Source organism: Syntrophomonas sp., from assembly GCF_028707975.1.
Lineage (GTDB): Bacteria > Bacillota > Syntrophomonadia > Syntrophomonadales > Syntrophomonadaceae > Syntrophomonas.
Genome location: NZ_JAQVZX010000001.1, coordinates 1 through 17,348, shown reverse-complemented (window position 1 = coordinate 17,348; position 17,348 = coordinate 1). Strand labels below are relative to the sequence as shown.

Here is a 17,348-nt window from a genome sequence, read left to right as displayed (position 1 = left end):
GAAAAATATGTTTAGAAGATTTACGCAGAGAGCTAGAAATGCGGTTATTCATGCCCAGGAAGAAGCCCGGCAGCTTAGTCACCCGGCTATTGGCACCGAGCATATCCTGTTAGGCTTATTGCGGGAAGGCGAGGGCGTTGGTGCCCGAGCTTTACTTAACAGTGGTATTGACCTAGAGAAAGTTCGGGAAGAGATTAACCGGGTAATTGGGGCCAATGGCGAAGCTATGGAAAAACCGGCCGGAGACTTGCCGATTACTCCCCGGGCCAAGAAGGTCTTTAACCTGGCTTTTGATGAGGCGCGTTTACAGGGAGTCAATTATGTGGGTACCGAACATCTCTTGTTGGCAGTATTAAGGGAAGAAGAAGGGGTGGCCGGCCAGGTTCTACATTCTATGGGAGTTAAGTTGGATCAGATTAGGGAGCAGGTTATGTTGCTTCTGGGGGGGGATATTTCTCAGACTTACAATAACCAAAATCCCTACCAGGAACCAGCAAGTCAAGCGAATCCGCAGAGCAGGAAGCGAGTTCGGAGCAAAACGCCTACCTTGGATAACTTTAGTCGCGATCTAACCCAGGATGCCAGCGAAGGAAGGTTGGATCCAGTTATTGGCCGGAATAATGAAATCGAGAGGGTTATACAGATATTATCCCGGCGCACTAAAAACAATCCGGTATTGATTGGCGACCCGGGGGTGGGGAAAACCGCTATTGTTGAAGGGCTGGCCCAGCAAATTATGGACAACCAGATTCCTGAAATTTTAAGCAATAAGAGGGTGGTGGCACTCGATCTGTCCGCAATGGTAGCCGGGACCAAATATCGGGGTGAGTTTGAGGAGCGCCTGACCAGGATAGTTAATGAAATAAGATCATCAGGTGATGTAATTGTATTTATTGATGAGCTTCATACCCTAGTAGGAGCGGGAGCAGCGGAAGGGGCCATTGATGCTGCCAATATTCTCAAACCTTCCCTGGCCCGGGGAGAATTTCAATGTGTAGGAGCTACTACCCTGAATGAGTACCGTAAACATGTGGAAAAGGATGCCGCTCTGGAAAGGCGATTTCAACCTATTCTGGTGGAAGAGCCCAGCATAGAGGAAAGTATTGAAATATTAAGGGGATTAAGGGATCGTTATGAGGCTCACCATGGGGTTAAGATAAGTGATGAAGCCATTGCAGCGGCAACCAGATTGTCAGCCCGCTATATCAGTGACCGTTTCCTGCCGGACAAGGCTATAGACCTCATTGATGAGGCTTCGTCACGGGTCAGGTTGGCTAATTATATTATTCCTGAGGAATTAAAAAAGAAGGAAAGTCAGCTAGAAGATCTAATCAAGGAAAAAGAAGAGGCCATTAATGGGCAGGAATACGAAAAAGCAGCCAACCTGAGAGATGAGGAACAAAAGCTCAAAGATGAGATAGAAAATGAGAGGAAAGAATGGTCCAACAAACGCAGCCTGAATGTGGGAAGTGTAGGCGAAGAAGAAATTGCAGCGGTGGTATCCAGCTGGACTGGTATACCGGTTAGCAAGCTGGCGGCAGAAGAGAGCGAGCGTCTGGTTCAAATGGAGGGTGTCCTGCATAAAAGAGTAATAGGTCAGGAAGAGGCGGTTAAAGCTGTATCGCGTGCAGTAAGACGGGCCCGGGCCGGTTTGAAGAACCCCAAACGCCCTATCGGCTCCTTTGTTTTCCTGGGTCCCACCGGGGTGGGAAAGACAGAATTGGCGCGCAGCCTGGCGGAAGCCATGTTTGGCAGTGAGGATGCCATAATCAGGTTGGATATGTCCGAATACATGGAGAAGCATGCCGTATCCAGGATGATTGGCTCGCCTCCTGGATATGTAGGTTATGACGAAGGAGGACAATTAACCGAGAAAGTAAGGAAAAAGCCTTATTCCGTTATTCTTCTGGATGAAATCGAAAAAGCCCACCCCGATGTGTTTAATATCCTCCTGCAGGTTATGGAAGATGGCCGCTTGACTGATGGACAGGGGAGAACAGTGGACTTTAGGAATACGGTGGTTATTATGACCTCCAATGTGGGGGCTGATTCCATCAAGAACAGCAAAAAAGTAGGCTTTACCAGGGCCGTTGATGAGGCGCAGAATTACAACCAGATGAAAGAAAGGGTTATGGAGCAATTAAAACACACCTTCAAGCCGGAATTTATGAACCGGATTGACGAAATAATTGTCTTCCAGAATCTCAGTGATCAGGAACTGAAGGAGATCGTGGATCTATTGTTGCTGGAGCTGAAAGAAAGAGTTAAAGAAAATGGCTATGAAATGGAGATAAGCCCTGAGGCTCGGGAAATAATATTAAAAGAAGGTTATGAACCGGCTTTTGGAGCCCGACCCCTGAAAAGGGCCATACAGAAACTGGTCGAGGATACCATCTCCGAAGAAATATTAAAAAAGAATCTGCTCCCAGGGGATAAGATCCTGGTAGATGCTGAGGATAGTCACATCGTAGCCCGGAAAGGCCTTCAACAGTAAAAGGCAAGAAAAGGGGAGCGGGAGCGTTTAGGCTTCAGTCCCCCAGTTGGCCAAATTTTAATTGACACTGCTGCATATTTATAAGTATGATGTCACTGCAAAAAGTAATAAATATGCAGCAGTATGCATATTTATACCGCTCAGCAACCTTAAAAGCGACCGAAGGGAGCATCAGGCGTACCCGCAGGCTATGTAGGGAACGACCCCCGTGTCGTTCCGAATCAGGCGCAACAACCTTAATAGTGACTGCAAGGCATTGTAAGGGCGATCTTCGAGCGCCCGCTTTCACCTTCGCCAGCGTTTTATATATTCATGCAACCCTTATGCAACAAAAAGGGTTTTTTGCAGTGGAGTCAACTTTTTCAGTGACATATACAAGCAAAATAATATTCTGGACTTTATGCAGTAGCATTATTTTTAATTAAACTTTTTAAAGTCGGGATGCGAAATATAATATAATAGTTCTGGGGAGAAAGTTATGGGAAAGATTATAAGCAAGTTTATATGCCATGAATGTGGTTATGAGACTCCCAAATGGCTGGGAAAATGCCCGGGTTGTTCTGCCTGGAACAGCTTGCTGGAGGAAAGCATAAGCAAAAAGCCGGCGCGAAGAGCGGCAGAGCGAGTAACAGCCATCCCATTAAACCAGCTTTCCGCTGAAGATAGTCAGAGATTTAGCAGTGGATTATCGGAATTGGACCGGGTTTTAGGGGGCGGCATTGTCCCCGGTTCCTTGATTTTGTTGGGGGGAGACCCCGGTATAGGTAAGTCAACGCTCTTATTGCAGGTGGCTGGATTAATAGCGGCCAGTGGGAAAAAGGTGCTTTATTTGTCCGGAGAAGAATCTTTGCAGCAAATCCGCTTAAGAGCTGGAAGGCTAGGTATTAACAGTGATAGGATTTTCCTCTTGAATGAGCAGGACATTGATCTTCTTCATGAATACATAAACGAGCTGGATCCAGATTTAATTATCATTGATTCCATACAGACAGTTTATTCCTCCAAGATATCTTCTATTCCCGGGAGTGTTTCCCAATTAAGAGAAAGTACCGCTACCGTAATGCAAATTGCCAAAAAGATGGACAAGGCCGTTTTTCTGGTAGGGCATGTAACCAAAGATGGCGCACTGGCCGGACCCAAAGTTCTGGAACACATAGTAGATGTCGTAGTCTATTTTGAGGGAGAAAAGAACTTCTCTTTTCGTCTTTTACGAGCGGCCAAAAACCGCTATGGAGCTACCGATGAAATTGCTTTATTGGAAATGAGTGGCCAGGGACTGGTGGAAGTACCAGATCCGTCCTATGCTTTTTTGAGCCAGCTACAGGAGGAATGTAGTGGCACAGCCATAGTTGCCAGTATTGAGGGAAGCAGGCCGCTGTTGATTGAGCTACAGGCTTTGGTTTCTTCTCTGGGAGCTGGATACCCGCGCCGGATGGTTTCGGGCATAGACCAGAACCGTCTGTCATTGATAATCGCGGTTTTAGAGAAGAGACGAGGATATAAGCTATCTGCCTGTGATGTCTATCTCAAGGTTTCCGGTGGGGTTTTTCTAAAAGATCCTTCCGTTGATCTGGGAATTGCTGCTGCGGTGCTATCCAGTTATCTGGAAAAGCCTCTGGCATTGGATACCGTTTTTATTGGCGAAATAAGCCTTAGCGGACAAATAAGACCGGTGTCTTTCCTGGATTTACGTTTAAAAGAGATAGATAGAATGGGTTATAAAAGGGTGATTGTTCCAAATTCCCCAGGCAGGTCGTTATCTGCCTATAATTTAGAGGTATTAGAGGTAAAGAGCCTTGATAATTTTATAGATCTAGTGTTGGAGGGATAATCCAGGTGGAAGAGATTTATGTAGGAACTTTCAAAAAATATCTGCAAATGCTGGCGCCCGGAACCGTATTCCGCCTGGGGGTGGAAAATGTACTGCAAGCTGATACTGGAGGGCTTATCGTAGTGGGGGATTCGCCCGAATTAATGAACATTGTTAGTGGTGGATTTCACATAGATTGCGAGTTTACACCTTCCCGGTTGTACGAGTTGGCCAAAATGGACGGAGCTATAATAACCAATAGTGATGCCTCCAGGATTGTGGTAGCCAATGCTCAGCTTGACCCCGACCCGGAGATTCATTCTGATGAAACCGGCATCAGGCACCGTACCGCCGAACGAGTAGCCAGACAAACTGGGCAACTGGTGGTGGCAGTATCCCAACGACGCAAAGTAGTAACTTTATACCAGAGCAATATCATGTTTCGCCTGCGGGATCTACCCTCCATATTAGTTAAGGCCAACCAGGCATTACAAACCCTGGAAAAGTACCGGAATGTTTATGCCCGCGAACTCCAGCGTTTGGGCGGGCTCGAATTTGAGGATATGGTTACAGTTTCCGAAGTTTGCAAGGTTATTCGGCGCAGCCTCAAGGTCCTAAACATAGCCGGAGAAATTGAAAACCACATACTTGAACTGGGAACCGAAGGTCGGCTGGTGAAAATGCAATTGGATGAAATGATAGCTTCGGTCGAAGAAGAAGCCCTATTTATAATTCAGGATTATTCCAATACCAGTGATAAGAGCTCGCAGGAATTATTGAACAATATGCGGCGGGCCTTTGAGGAGGATATTTCGGACTCGGTATTTATTGCTCGGATATTATCTCTTGGTACCAGTAGCAGTCACCTGGAACAGCAGGTTTCTTCCCGAGGCTATAGAATGTTACATAAGCTGCCCCGGATACCTTTATCCATAATTGATAACCTGGTTGGGCGTTTTGGCTTGTTGAGCAATATTCTGCGGGCCAGTATTGAGGAACTGGATGATGTTGAGGGTATTGGAGAAGTAAGAGCGCGTTCCATCAAGAACGGATTGAAACGAATGCAGGAACAATTGCTCTTGGAGTTTATGCTTTGATTGGTCGTCGGTCGTCAGACATCAGAAGAGGGAGGGGGTTATTTCCTACCCCTTCTGATTATATAATAAACGCTTAAACTCACTTTCCATCGGTGCTTGTATTCGCGAGGCATGGGGGATTAGTTAGAGAATAAGCGATATCGATATGTAAGGTCTTATTAAAAGCAGGCGGAAGCAAAGGCGGAGGCTCTGCTCCGCCTTTGCTTCCGCCTGCTTTTAATGGATTATGTCATATTGAATATTCCCAGGGTGGAAGCCTTTTTATATTCCTTGATGAAGACATCATAAAGGCTGATGTCCAACGTGTTGCAGAGAGCTGCCGTATAGAACAGCATTTTGCCCATTTCGTTGAGGACAATCTCTTCACAATTACTGCATAGTTGTCCATGTAAGTGATTATCAAGATAATTCTTTAATTCCTCGAAGGTGTTGATATGATCCGGGATCTGCAGTTTTTCAGCTTGAATTGAAAGGCATCCGCAATCGGTAACAGATTTGGTGACGGCCCGGTTAACCCGGCAGGTTGATTCCGAAAGCTTGGAGAGGATATCTAAAATGCTGCGATGCCTAATCAAAAGGTCAGCTACAACATTTTGAAACTCATCACAAATCAAGTCCTTCATAAAGAGACTTGCCCCCTTTATTCTGTGATTTGATAAAATTATAGCCCCTAATTTGTAGACTTGTCAACAAAGCCCATCGCGACGGGGACAGTCGAAATATGCAACTTGATGTCACTGCAAAAGTTATTTTGGTTATATGATGTCACTGCAAAAAGTTATAAATATGCATTAGCGTGCATATTTATACCGCTCCAGCGTCCTTAATAGCGACAGAAGGGTGTGTAGGAAACGACCCCCGCGTCGTTCCGAATCAGGCGCAATAACCTTAATAGCGACTGCAAGGCATTGTAAGGGCGGTCTTCGACCGCCCGCTTTCACCTTCGCCAACGATCGCTCTTATATTTATGCAACCCTTATGCAGCATAAGGGTTTTTGCAGTGGAGTCGTACTTTCATAATTGTCGGGAAAGTAAGTAGCATATACAGGGTGATACCTAAAAATGTCAGCTTGTATATTATACTGGCTTCACTTATTATGAAATGGAGATTATGTCGAGGAGGGAATCATATGCAGAACGTAAAAATTAGCGAAAATGTTTACTGGGTGGGAGTTCAGGATCCTGCTTTAAGGGTATTTGATATAATCATGCACACAGAACATGGAAGCAGTTACAATGCCTATCTGATAAAGGGAAGCGAGAAGACCGTACTGGTGGAGACGGTAAAGAATGATTTTTTTGAAGAATATTTAGAAAAGTTGCAGCAGCTTGTAGAATTTGAAGAGATTGATTATTTGCTTATGAATCATACTGAACCCGATCATTCCGGTTCCGTGGCCAGACTGCTGGAAAGGATACCTGGATTAACTGTTGTAGGTAGTCCCAATACTATAGAGTTCCTGCGGGAAATAACCAATAAAGACTTCGATGCCAGGATCGTGGGCCAGGGCAGTCAGCTTAATCTGGGCGACAAAAGCCTGCATTTTATTGGCGCCACTTTGTTGCACTGGCCGGATAGCATCTATTCCTACCTTCCCGAAGACCGCATCTTATTCACTTGCGATTCCTTTGGCAGTCATTACTCCAGTGAAGAGATTTTTAATGATTTAATTGAGGAAGACTTTAGCCCAGACTTCAAGTATTATTTTGATGTTATTATGGGACCGTTCAAGCCCTATGTGTTGAGAGCACTGGAGCGGATTAAAGGGCTGAATATCGATATTATCTGTCCCGGGCATGGGCCTATTTTGCGCAGCAATATCACCCATTATATAGATTTATACCGGCAGTGGGCTACACCGGTAGCCGAGTCCGATCCACGACCCAAGATTGTAATGGCCCGCGCAAGTGCTTATGGCTACACCCGAAGGCTAGCTGAGAGTATAATAGAAGGCCTGAACAAAAGTGGGGATTTTAATCTTAAGGAGTTTGACCTGGTCGAAGCCACAACGGAAGAAGTACTGGTTGAGCTGGAAAACGCACGAGGTTTTCTGATCGGTTCTCCAACTATTAACAAGGACTGCGTACCGCCGGTCTGGAACCTGTTGAGCTCTATGTCCCCCATTATCCACGAGGCGATGGTAGCGGCGGCTTTTGGAGATTATGGTTGGAGCGGGGAAGCGGTGCCCAATATGCAAAAACGCTTGCGGATGCTGCGTATGAATGTTTTGCCTGGGTTGCGCATCAGATTCCAGCCATCCAAAGAGGAACTGGAGCAAGCCGTAGCCTTCGGGAGCAATTTTGGACGGGCGGTTCTGGCCGGTAACCAGGATTTGCTGGAGTTCCAATTTATCAACGATAGCGAAAAAAGAGAAGAAATAGCGGGGAATTATATCAAGGAATATGCTAATGAGGACATTATTGTGTATTGGGATCCTAAGCTTTGCCAGCATGATACCCACTGTTTTACCCGGCTTCCCCAGGTATTCAATCCAGAAGCCAGGCCCTGGGTGAAAGTTGATGGGGCTCCGACGGAAGCCATAATTAGAAGCATAAACCGTTGTCCCTCTGGAGCTTTAAGGTATTCCCTTCCTGAAGGTTCGGCTATTAATCCTGAACTGGCAAAGGGAGCCGGGCTTCTGCCAGGACGCTAAACAAATCTCCCAGCGGGATAATTTATGGCTGATTGGCCTGCTGCTGCGGAATGATTATTTACCAGGTATTGGGTGCTTGGCGGAAAGGGCATAAATAAATCTCACAATTATGGTATAATTAGGCATCTCCGATAGAAGAATAATTATATCGGAGGTGAATTATTGTGCTTAATAAACTATGTATTTCTAAATCCTTGCTAGTTCTGGGCCTGCTCTTTGGAATTGGCTGTGCTAATTTTGTCGGGAGGTTTTTTCAACCAGGAAGGAGCTGGCAGATCTGCCTGGGAATAGGGGCTTTTCTCTTGTTTTATCTCCTATCCAGTAAGATGCTAAGTTACTTTTCCAGGCTATATTCCCGAGTAGAGGATCTAATGGACGCAACTTCAATCGATATCCTCCTGGGAGGAACCGGGGGCTTGCTTCTCGGAATAACAATTGGAGTACTCTGCAGTTATCCGCTTTCCAAGATAGGTGGAGTTGGTAATTTTTTATCCCTGGCTGTCTTTATTCTGAGTAGTTTTTTGGGCCTTAAGATGGGGATTCGCCGGAGCCAAGAGCTGCTGGTTTTTCTACCCCAATCGAGTAAAAAAGGAGAGGAATCTTTAGCTGCTTCAAATCACAAAGTACTGGATACCAGTGCGATTATAGACGGTCGTATTTATGATGTCTGTCTAAGTAACTTCCTGGATGGTTCCTTGCTGGTACCTAATTTTGTTATTGAGGAACTGCAGCATATTGCTGATTCTTCGGACAATATAAGACGCAATAAAGGTAGAAGAGGATTGGAACTCTTAGGAAAAATGCAGAAGCATCCTCGTATAAATATTGATATAATAGAAGAAGACATAATGGAAGAAAAGGAAGTCGATGCCAAACTGCTGCGCTTGTGTAAACAGCTTGCTGCCAGTATCATCACCAATGATTATAATCTCAATAAGGTCGCTGAATTGCAAGGCATTAAAGTATTGAACATAAATGAATTGACCAATGCCGTAAAGATAATGGTCTATCCAGGTGAAACCATGCATACCTGTATTGTCAGGGAAGGAAAAGAAGCGGGACAGGGAATTGGCTATCTGGAGGATGGTACTATGGTAGTGGTAGAGCAGGCCCATGATGAAATAGGCAATGATATAGAGGTAGTTGTAACTAGCGTATTTCAGACAGCCGCCGGTAGAATGATTTTTACTCGTAAAGTGAAGGAAGAAAAGGAATTTGTCGTAGATAGTTTTCAAGAGGTGAATTTGTATGGTTAACAACCTCCGGGTTGTTATTGCTGCTGCGGGGAGTGGCAGTAGAATGGGGGGCAGAATCAACAAACAGTATATGCTGTTGAAGTCTCGCCCCCTGCTGGCTTACTCATTGGATGTTTTTGAAAAGATGGAACTGGTAGATGAAATCATAATTGTAGCTCAGGCCCGCGAGATTGAATATTGTGAGCGTGAGGTAGTAAAGGAATTTAGCTACCAAAAGGTTAGCCGGGTAGTGGCAGGAGGTCTGGAAAGACAGGATTCAATCTGGGCCGGACTGGAAGCGTTGAATAGTAATACAGATTATGTGGCCGTTCACGATGGTGCGCGGCCTTTTGTCACTTCCGAGCTGATTGATGAGATCTTGAAAGAGGCTGTACGCTGGGGAGCCGCCATTCCCGGCGTTGCGGTCCGGGATACCTTGAAGCAAGTGGATCGGGACAATTTCGTCCGGCAAACCCTTGATAGATCCAGTGTTTTTGCTATACAGACCCCGCAAATTTTCAGGTACTGTGAACTGCATAAAGCCTATGAATATGCCCGGGAGCAAGGAGTAAGGGCAACCGATGATGCCTCTCTTTTTGAAAAATATATCGGCCGGGTTAAAGTGGTGTCTGGAGACTATCGTAACCTGAAGATAACTACACCCGAGGATTTGGCCATAGCCCGGACTATTTTGGAAGCCTAAGGGAAGGAGTAAGATTTTGAGGGTAGGATATGGTTATGATGTGCACCGCCTGCAAGAAGGCAGGAGGCTGGTTCTGGGGGGGGTAGAAATACCACATACCCAGGGGTTGCTGGGGCATTCGGATGCCGATGTTCTCCTTCATGCCATTTGTGACGCCCTTCTGGGGGCGGCTGCTCTGGGGGATATAGGTCGACATTTTCCCGATAGCGATAGTCAATACCAAGACATAAACAGCCTGTTGCTGCTGAAAGAGGTGGCGGGGATTTTAAACCGTGCTGGTTGGAGAGTGATAAATGTTGATAGTACGGTAGTGGCCCAGGAGCCTCGTCTGGCACCGCACATTTTTCAGATGCGGCAAAATATTGCCCGCTTCCTGGGCTTAGAGCCGGAGCAGGTGAGTGTTAAGGCTACCACTTCGGAAGGACTGGGTTTTGAGGGTCGCCAGGAAGGAATATCTGCCCATGCCGTAGTTTTAATAGAGCAAGCCTGATTCCAATGCTAAAATATGATGTCACTGCAAAAAGTTGTAAATATGCATTAGCGTGCATAAATATACCGCTCAGCAACCTTAAAAGCGACCGAAGGGAGCATCAGTGGTACCCGCAGGGTGCTACCTCATTAGCGACCCCAGGGTGTTGTGTAGGGAACGACCCCCGTGTCCTTCCGAATCAGGCTATGATCCCAGAGTATACTTTTTTCCGAACAATTTACAGCGAATATTTACCTCCTGAAGGAGCAAGAATAGTAAAAAATAGCAGGAGGTAATGATATGCGTAGCAAAGGGATTATTATGCTGGTGTTTTTTGCTCTGGTCGTTACTAGTGGGGTTTTTTTGCTCCGCCATGATAGCAGTAGTACGGTACTGAGAGCGGAAAGAGCCAAAATAGTGATAAGCTTTGGTGAGGACTTGACTGACCAGCAAAAACGCGAGCTTATGGATTATTTCTATAGCTGGCAAAAGGGTAGAGACAGGGATACTCAATATATAACTGTCAGCAATAAGGAAGAAAGAGACTACTTGCAAGGCTTGATAGACGAAGAACTTATCGGCAGCCGGGCTATTTCTTCGGTATACTGCGAGACCCTGGACAGAAGTAGAGGAATAGAGGTGGAAACCCGCAACATTACCGCTATTACTCCTTTCATGTATGCTAATGCCCTGTCAACGGCCGGAATAGAAAATGCCCGGGTAATTGTATCGGCTCCTTTTGCGGTTTCGGGAACAGCAGCTCTGACTGGAATAATAAAGGCCTTTGAAACAGCCCAAGGAGAAAAGCTGGATGAAGAGGCCAAGGAGACCGCTCATGAGGAGATAGCCGAAACTACCAAATTAGCCAGAAAGATAGGCAGCAACAAAGCCGAAAAGATAATCTACGAGGTTAAAAGACAGGTCGTGGAAAGAAAAATTTCCGACCCGGAGGAAATAAAGAAAATAATCCTGGAAGTAAGCGCTGATCTTAATATAAATCTATCTGCCGCTGATATCGATCGTATGGTAGGACTAATGCAAAGATTGAACTCACTTAACATGAATATAAGCAGATTGAATGAGCAGTTGAGTGGCCTGGAGAGAAGTTGGAATGAAGTTAAAAGCAATAGCCGTGAGAGCAATGGACTATTAAACCAGCTACTGAATGTTTTGCGAGATTTGATTAGTAGCTTAAAAAATGCTCTGGTGTAACAAGCCCTATGCTGGTTGATTTCGCCTGAAGGTGCTATAATTACCGGTGTGCAAAGGAGGCAATAAAGTGAATAAAATAAAAGTCAGGTTCGCCCCCAGTCCTACGGGGCCCTTGCATATCGGCGGTGCACGTTCGGCCTTGTTCAATTACCTTTTCGCTTCCCGCTATGATGGGGAAATGCTTTTGCGTATTGAGGATACTGATTTGGAACGCTCGCGCCGGGAATATGAGAGTGAAATCATCGATTCTTTAAAGTGGTTGGGATTAGGCTGGTCGGAGGGAATTGACACCGGGGGACCCAATGAACCTTACCGGCAAACCGAGCGCCTACCAATATACCAGGAATATGCCGAGAAGCTCCTGGAAGCGGGGCAGGCATATTATTGTTTTTGCAGTGAGAAAGAACTGGAAGCGGAGAGGCAGGATTTACTGGATAGCGGGCAGATGCAAAAATACTCGGGAAGATGTCGCCAATTGAGTATGGCGGAAAGGGAAGAAAAACTAAAACAGGGAATCAAGCCGGCTATCCGCTTTAAAGTACCAGCACACCAGCTTCATATTGTTGATGATCTGGTCAGAGGACGGGTAAGTTTTGACAGCGATGATATAGGGGATTTCATAATAGTAAAGTCCGATGGTATACCAACCTATAACTTTGCGGTGGTAATAGATGATGTACTTATGGGTATAAGTCATGTAATCCGAGCCGAAGAACATTTGTCCAATACTCCACGCCAGCTGATGATATATGACGCCCTGAACTTTCGGCGGCCTGAATTTGCCCATATATCACTCATCCTTGGCAGTGACCGCCAGAAGATGAGCAAGCGCCATGGAGCCACATCACTGGTGCAATACCGGGAAATGGGCTATCTACCAGAAGCCCTGTTCAATTTTCTGGCCTTAATGGGTTGGTCCCCGGAAGGTGAAGAGGAAATCCTGAGCCCAGCAGAAATCGCCAAGGCCTTTTCCCTGGAACGGGTAGCCAAAAGCCCGGCGGTTTTCGATATAAATAAGCTGAACTTTATCAACCAGCAGTATCTCAAAAAAATCGGGGATGAAGAACTGAAGGAAATGCTGAAACCTTACCTGGCAGATAGTAAATACCTGGAGAAGATAGAGCAAATGGGTGAGGAAAGGTATGGGCTTTTGGTGAGTACTATTAGAGACTATCTGGTTTGCCTGGCCGATGTGAAAGAGCAGCTGGAAGTTTTTTTCGCTGATATTGATTACGCTGGTGAAGCCCGGGAAGTATTGGCAGGAGAAGGCGTCATTCCGCTACTGCAGGCTTTTAAGGAAGGAATTCATAAGGTAAATGAAGTAGATGAGATCAAACAGCTGATCAAAGGCATTACTAAAACACTCAAACTCAAGCCCAAGAACGTATTTATGCCCCTGCGCTGTGCTTTAAGCGGTCAGGCCCATGGCCCGGATCTGACTCATTATATCGCAGTTATTGGTAGAGACGAAGCCAGCAAAAGGATAGACCGGGCTATAGACTTTATAACGAGATGAAATATGTCCCCGCTTCTTTAAGCAACCGGGTTCCTATTTAACAAAACAGGCGGCGGGTTCTAATCCCCCTGCCTGCACCGCCTCCTCCCTTTCCCAACCAATCATACCATAAATTGATATTATTTATTGAAAATGCTTTAGCAGTTTCTTCCGATGCTTAAAAACGCGAGCGTTGAGTTGACATAATTGTTGCTGCTACATATAATTTATAACAAGTAAATACTTAATTGCGGGGAACGGGATAAGTAAGCACTGTATCGCTGCCAGAGAGAAGAGGTCACCGGCTGAGAGCCTTTTCACAGTATGAGCTCTGCTGAATTGCACCCGGGAGCAGGTAGGCCGAATCTTTAAGTAGGCCTATCCGGTTATAAGCCGTTATGGGATTAAGGGGAGTGCTTTTAGAAAAACAGCGCTCAATTAGAGTGGAACCGCGGAAGAATGCCTTTCGTCTCTTTGGAGGGACGAAGGGCTTTTTTATTGTAACGAGATGAAATATGTTCCCGCTTCTGTAAGTGTCTGGGTTCCTATTAACAAAACAGGCGATGGGTTCTAATCTCCCATCTCGTTGCAGCGCTGTGTTGAAACTGCTCCACAGTTTCTTCAGATGCTTAAAAATATTTTGGGAGGGGTAAAAATGTTTTCAACCCTAAAAAGAGAGATTCAGGTAGTTTTTGAGAGAGACCCGGCGGCGCGAAGTGTTCTCGAAGTTATTTTCTGTTACCCGGGTTTTCATGCTATTATTCATCATCGTATAGCCCATTTTCTTTATTGCCGCAAACTTTATTTTCTAGCCCGTATGGTATCTCATATCAACCGCTTTTTGACGGGGATTGAAATCCATCCCGGAGCTAGGATAGGCCAAGGTTTATTTATTGACCACGGCAGTGGTATAGTAATTGGAGAGACAGCTGAAATAGGAGACAATGTTACCCTCTACCAGGGGGTAACCCTGGGCGGAACAGGTAAAGAGAAAGGTAAGAGACATCCCACTATTGGCAATAATGTTACCATCAGCGCCGGTGCCAAGGTATTGGGGGCCATAAACGTGGGGGATAATGTAAAAATAGGTGGCGGTTCCGTGGTCTTGAAGGCTGTTCCCAGCGGTTGCACCGTAGTTGGTGTTCCTGGACGAATAGTGGTACGTGACGGTGCCCGGGTGGAAAACGGTAAAATAGAAGTGGATTTGGAACACCATCTTCTGCCTGACCCCATTGCAGATACTTTAGCGGCTATGCAGGCCAAAATCGATGAACTGGAGCAAAAGTTGGCCCGGTTGGAAAGGGAGGAAAAGGATGATGCGGGTGTACAATACCCTAAACAAAAGAAAAGAAGAAATATTGCCATTGGCTCCGCCTGAGATAAAAATATATGTATGTGGTCCTACCACCTATAACTATATTCACCTGGGTAATGCCCGTCCCCTGGTAGTTTTTGACACCATACGCCGTTATATGTTCTACCGGGGATTAGAAGTTAAATATGTGCAGAACTTTACCGATGTTGATGACAAGATAATAAAACGAGCCCAGGAGGAAGGACGGGATGCCCTGCAGTTGGCGGAGCACTATATTGAAGAGTATTTTAAGGATGCGGATGCCCTGGGCATCAAGCGCGCCGATATTCACCCCCGGGTCAGCCAGCATATGACGGATATAATTGCGGCTATTGCTGGCTTAATAGATAAGGGCTATGCTTATGAGGTTGATGGAGATGTTTTCTATAGGATACGGGCTTTTAAGGATTACGGCAAGCTTTCGGGTCGTTCCCTGGAAGAGATGCTAGCCGGAGCCCGGGTGGAAGTTAATGAACGTAAAGAAGAGCCCATGGATTTTGCCCTGTGGAAGGCATCCAAACCTGGAGAACCGTATTGGGACAGCCCCTGGGGACCGGGCCGGCCCGGTTGGCATATTGAGTGTTCGGTAATGTCCATGAAATACCTGGGCGAGACCCTGGATATTCATGGAGGGGGAAATGATTTGATATTTCCCCACCATGAGAACGAAATAGCTCAAGCTGAAGCCTTGACCGGAAAACCTTTTAGCCGATACTGGGTTCATAACGGTTTTATTACGGTAAACCATGAGAAAATGTCCAAGTCTTTGGGCAATTTTTTTATACTTCGTGATATTTTAAAAAACTATCCGGCTGATGTTGTGCGCTTTTATCTGCTATCCACCCATTATCGCAGCCCGCTGGATTTCGATGACGGCAAGCTGGAAGAGGCGCGCCGTGCCCTGGGCCGGTTAAAAACTACGGAAAACCTGGCCCGGGAGTTTATAGGAAATGGCGAGCTTGGGGGAGAGCAGACCTTGGAGGGTTCAGCCTTGAGTTTCGTACAGTCGGTGGAGGAACTGCAGAAGCGTTATATAGAGGCCATGGACGATGACTTTAATACTGCTCGAGCCCTGGGGCATTTATTTGAAATTTCCCACCAAATAAACAGCTACCTGGCAGCAGCTGCTAATGATACTATGAGCCGCTCCGCGGTGCAACAGGCCCTGACGGTATTCCGGGAACTGGCTGATGTATTGGGTATTTTTATGGATAAAGAGCAGGATCAGAACCAGATGGTGGAAAAGCTTCTGGAAATAATGGGAGACTTGCGGCAGCTGGCTCGCCAGGAAAAAGATTTTGCCCTGGCAGATCAAATACGAGACTTTATGAGTGATAATGGAATAAGAGTGGAGGATACGGCACAGGGTTCACGTTTTCTTTGGGAACAGCTGCCGGCTGCGGAAAATCTAGTAAACAAGCTGCTGGAATTCAGGACAGAGTTCAAAAAGGCCCGGCAGTTTGATAGAGCTGATAAAGTAAGGGACGAGCTGCAGGAAGCAGGTATAGCAGTAGAGGATACCCGGGAAGGAGTCCGCTGGAGAATTGTTGATGCATGAGGAAATAGAAGAGAAGGCACTGCGCGAATACTCGCCGGTGCTACTGGCTTATGTAGGTGATGCTGTTTTCGAACTGGCGGTAAGGACCCGCCTGGCGACACAGGGGAAACGCCGGATCAAGGATCTGCATCTGGATGCGGTGGCTACGGTCCGGGCCGAAAGCCAGGCCCAGGTGCTCAGGCAGATACTGGAAGAGTTGAGCGAGGAGGAGCGGGATATTGTTCGGCGAGGCCGTAACAGCAGGTCAACGCCCCCCCGCCATGCCGGTGTGTACGACTACCGCATGAGTACGGGCTTTGAAGCTCTGCTGGGCTATACTTATTTAAAGGGTGATGAAGCAAGGTTGCAGGAACTTCTGCAACTGGCTCTGGGGGATATGTAAGTCTCTGAGGTCGACCTTAATCAAATTAAGGAATGGGGAGCACGGAATAAAACGATAACTCTACTGCAAAAACCCCCTTTTGGTGCAGAAGGGTTGCATAAATATACAAAGCGAGCGTTGGCGAAGCATGGGTGCAGCACCCTGCGGGTACTCCTGATGTTCCATACTTCGGATGTCACTATTAAGGTTGCACCGGCGAAGGCGAGCAGGTGAAAGGGGGCGAGTGCCCGATACTTAAACATAATTAATTTTATAGCGAGGTGAAATATGTCCCCGCTTCTGTAAGTTTCCGGGTTCCTATTAACAAAACAGGCGGCGGGTTCTAATCCCCTGCCTCGTTGCAGCGGTGTGTCGAAACTGCTCCGCAGTTTCTTCCGATACTTAATACCATATGGATACTAATCAAGTAATATTATGGATTAGTGAGGTTATGTCTTGTGAGTAAAGCCGATAATGTTTTTATTGCAATGTGTAAAGATATCCTTGACAATGGGATTTCTTCTAAAGGTGAGATTGTAAGAGCAAAATGGTCGGATGGTATACCAGCACATACTATTAAAAAGTTTGGTGTTATTAATAGATACGATCTTTCGGAAGAATTTCCAATTCTAACATTAAGGCCAATTAATTTAAAAGCTGCAATCGATGAATTATTATGGATATGGCAAAAGAAATCCAATAATATTAAAGAACTCAATAGTAGTATTTGGGATAGTTGGGCTAATAAGGATGGGTCAATAGGAAAGGCATATGGATATCAATTGAGTATCAAACATAAGTACGGTGAGGGGGAATTTGATCAAGTCGATAGGGTTTTATATGATTTAAAGAATAATCCTTATAGTAGAAGGATTATAGTTAATATGTATAATCACAACGACTTGC

Annotated in this window: 14 protein-coding genes and 1 other annotated feature; of the genes, 13 read left to right on the top strand and 1 reads right to left on the bottom strand. The window is 45.9% G+C overall.

Annotation, left to right across the window (positions count from 1 at the left end):
- The first annotated feature begins 7 nt into the window (after positions 1 to 7).
- The 3 genes from PHP87_RS00070 (at position 8) to disA (ending at position 5,401) form a co-directional block, all read left to right on the top strand.
- Positions 8 to 2,494 carry an ATP-dependent Clp protease ATP-binding subunit gene (locus PHP87_RS00070; protein ID WP_299917036.1) on the top strand — a complete coding sequence of 829 codons (2,487 nt, stop codon included), beginning with the start codon at positions 8 to 10 and terminating at the stop codon, positions 2,492 to 2,494.
- A gap of 478 nt (positions 2,495 to 2,972) precedes the next feature.
- Entirely contained in the window at positions 2,973 to 4,325 is a 1,353-nt protein-coding gene (gene radA, locus PHP87_RS00065) for a DNA repair protein RadA (protein ID WP_299917034.1), read from the top strand.
- Between the two features lie 5 nt (positions 4,326 to 4,330).
- On the top strand, positions 4,331 to 5,401 hold the full coding sequence (disA, locus tag PHP87_RS00060; protein WP_299917032.1) for a DNA integrity scanning diadenylate cyclase DisA: 1,071 nt from the start codon (positions 4,331 to 4,333) through the stop codon (positions 5,399 to 5,401).
- A gap of 224 nt (positions 5,402 to 5,625) precedes the next feature.
- Here the strand turns inward: disA and PHP87_RS00055 are convergent, their stop codons facing one another.
- Positions 5,626 to 6,024 carry a DUF1573 domain-containing protein gene (locus tag PHP87_RS00055; protein ID WP_299917031.1) on the bottom strand — a complete coding sequence of 133 codons (399 nt, stop codon included), beginning with the start codon at positions 6,022 to 6,024 and terminating at the stop codon, positions 5,626 to 5,628.
- A 507-nt stretch (positions 6,025 to 6,531) separates the two neighbouring features.
- Between PHP87_RS00055 and PHP87_RS00050 the strand changes: the two genes are divergently transcribed.
- The 10 genes from PHP87_RS00050 to PHP87_RS00005 form a co-directional block, all read left to right on the top strand.
- A complete protein-coding gene (locus PHP87_RS00050) occupies positions 6,532 to 8,055 on the top strand; it encodes a (4Fe-4S)-binding protein (RefSeq protein ID WP_299917029.1) in 1,524 nt (507 codons plus the stop codon).
- A gap of 164 nt (positions 8,056 to 8,219) precedes the next feature.
- Entirely contained in the window at positions 8,220 to 9,311 is a 1,092-nt protein-coding gene (locus PHP87_RS00045) for a PIN domain-containing protein (RefSeq protein WP_299917027.1), read from the top strand.
- Positions 9,304 to 9,993: a 2-C-methyl-D-erythritol 4-phosphate cytidylyltransferase gene (ispD, locus tag PHP87_RS00040; RefSeq protein ID WP_299917025.1), complete on the top strand. Its 690-nt coding sequence runs from the start codon at positions 9,304 to 9,306 to the stop codon at positions 9,991 to 9,993. Before PHP87_RS00045 ends, ispD begins: the two co-directional genes overlap by 8 nt.
- 16 nt (positions 9,994 to 10,009) lie before the next feature.
- Complete coding sequence (gene ispF / locus PHP87_RS00035; RefSeq protein WP_299917024.1) at positions 10,010 to 10,483, top strand: 2-C-methyl-D-erythritol 2,4-cyclodiphosphate synthase; 474 nt, start codon at positions 10,010 to 10,012, stop codon at positions 10,481 to 10,483.
- Positions 10,484 to 10,762: 279 nt separating this feature from the next.
- Positions 10,763 to 11,674: a DUF1002 domain-containing protein gene (locus PHP87_RS00030; RefSeq protein WP_299917022.1), complete on the top strand. Its 912-nt coding sequence runs from the start codon at positions 10,763 to 10,765 to the stop codon at positions 11,672 to 11,674.
- Positions 11,675 to 11,741: 67 nt separating this feature from the next.
- A complete protein-coding gene (gltX, locus tag PHP87_RS00025; protein WP_299917021.1) occupies positions 11,742 to 13,190 on the top strand; it encodes a glutamate--tRNA ligase in 1,449 nt (482 codons plus the stop codon).
- 223 nt (positions 13,191 to 13,413) lie between these two features.
- Positions 13,414 to 13,646, top strand: a binding site (T-box leader).
- 178 nt (positions 13,647 to 13,824) lie between these two features.
- Positions 13,825 to 14,547: a serine O-acetyltransferase gene (gene cysE / locus PHP87_RS00020; RefSeq protein ID WP_299917020.1), complete on the top strand. Its 723-nt coding sequence runs from the start codon at positions 13,825 to 13,827 to the stop codon at positions 14,545 to 14,547.
- Complete coding sequence (gene cysS, locus PHP87_RS00015; protein WP_299917141.1) at positions 14,486 to 16,081, top strand: cysteine--tRNA ligase; 1,596 nt, start codon at positions 14,486 to 14,488, stop codon at positions 16,079 to 16,081. Before cysE ends, cysS begins: the two co-directional genes overlap by 62 nt.
- A complete protein-coding gene (locus PHP87_RS00010; RefSeq protein WP_299917019.1) occupies positions 16,074 to 16,463 on the top strand; it encodes a ribonuclease III domain-containing protein in 390 nt (129 codons plus the stop codon). Before cysS ends, PHP87_RS00010 begins: the two co-directional genes overlap by 8 nt.
- A 437-nt stretch (positions 16,464 to 16,900) precedes the next feature.
- Positions 16,901 to 17,348, top strand: a 448-nt coding sequence (locus PHP87_RS00005; protein WP_299917018.1) for a thymidylate synthase, incomplete at its 3' end; no start/stop codon positions are given.

Excerpts from the sequence above, each read along its gene's own strand:
- PHP87_RS00070 (WP_299917036.1), top strand. The coding sequence starts at position 8 with ATGTTTAGAAGATTTACGCAGAGAGCTAGAAATGCGGTTATTCATGCC.
- radA (WP_299917034.1), top strand. The coding sequence starts at position 2,973 with ATGGGAAAGATTATAAGCAAGTTTATATGCCATGAATGTGGTTATGAG.
- PHP87_RS00055 (WP_299917031.1), bottom strand. The coding sequence starts at position 6,024 with ATGAAGGACTTGATTTGTGATGAGTTTCAAAATGTTGTAGCTGACCTT.
- PHP87_RS00050 (WP_299917029.1), top strand. The coding sequence starts at position 6,532 with ATGCAGAACGTAAAAATTAGCGAAAATGTTTACTGGGTGGGAGTTCAG.
- ispD (WP_299917025.1), top strand. The coding sequence starts at position 9,304 with ATGGTTAACAACCTCCGGGTTGTTATTGCTGCTGCGGGGAGTGGCAGT.
- PHP87_RS00030 (WP_299917022.1), top strand. The coding sequence starts at position 10,763 with ATGCGTAGCAAAGGGATTATTATGCTGGTGTTTTTTGCTCTGGTCGTT.
- cysE (WP_299917020.1), top strand. The coding sequence starts at position 13,825 with ATGTTTTCAACCCTAAAAAGAGAGATTCAGGTAGTTTTTGAGAGAGAC.
- cysS (WP_299917141.1), top strand. The coding sequence starts at position 14,486 with ATGCGGGTGTACAATACCCTAAACAAAAGAAAAGAAGAAATATTGCCA.
- PHP87_RS00010 (WP_299917019.1), top strand. The coding sequence starts at position 16,074 with ATGCATGAGGAAATAGAAGAGAAGGCACTGCGCGAATACTCGCCGGTG.